Below are 679 nucleotides of genomic sequence, written 5' to 3' on the forward strand. Positions count from 1 at the left end.
GTGGTTGAGGTTCCCAAACCTCARCAAACAGTGTGTCCCATTCGTCTAGAGGCCTAGGACACCGCCCTTTCACGGCGGTAACAGGGGTTCGACTCCCCTATGGGACGCCACGGGTCGTTAGCTCAGCTGGTAGAGCAGTTGACTTTTAATCAATTGGTCGCAGGTTCGAATCCTGCACGACCCACCATTCTCTCCATGAGGGAATCAAAACTATCGTGGGCGATTAGCTCAGTTGGGAGAGCACCTCCCTTACAAGGAGGGGGTCACTGGTTCGAGCCCGGTATCGCCCACCACTCTCTAAATATTTTTCTGCACGGAATCGCAGACCCAATAAGCAAAAATTGTTATCGGGTGTGTATTTTTGCGTCTAAGAATCTTTAGAAAGTGGTTCCACTCTCTGTTTGAGAGAAGAAACACCACTTTGCTCTTTAAAAATCTGGAAAGCTGACTAGTAAATTTAATCAAACGATTAAATTGAAATCTGTTTCTTATCTCTCTACCCGAGAGGTAATGAAACAAAAGTTCTCAAAACGTTAATTCTTTTGAATTAACACCAAACACATTCAAGTGTTCTTGGTTTCATGCTTCTTGTTAAAAGAAGGATGAACATATTTGAGTCCGGCGAAAAACCGTTCATTAATTTGAACTTGTTCTTTAACGAGAACACCTTGGTTGTTTG

Annotated in this window: 3 tRNA genes; all 3 read left to right on the plus strand. The window is 43.5% G+C overall.

What is annotated here, in order from left to right:
- The first annotated feature begins 34 nt into the window (after nt 1-34).
- A tRNA-Glu gene (locus EQP46_RS24020) sits at nt 35-110 on the plus strand.
- A gap of 1 nt (nt 111) precedes the next feature.
- A tRNA-Lys gene (locus tag EQP46_RS24025) sits at nt 112-187 on the plus strand.
- Nucleotides 188-217: 30 nt separating this feature from the next.
- Nucleotides 218-293 (plus strand) — tRNA-Val (locus tag EQP46_RS24030).
- Nucleotides 294-679: the final 386 nt, after the last annotated feature.

Origin of the sequence: Enterovibrio baiacu (genome assembly GCF_004120195.1) — a bacterium.
GTDB classification, from domain to species: Bacteria; Pseudomonadota; Gammaproteobacteria; order Enterobacterales; family Vibrionaceae; genus Enterovibrio; species Enterovibrio baiacui.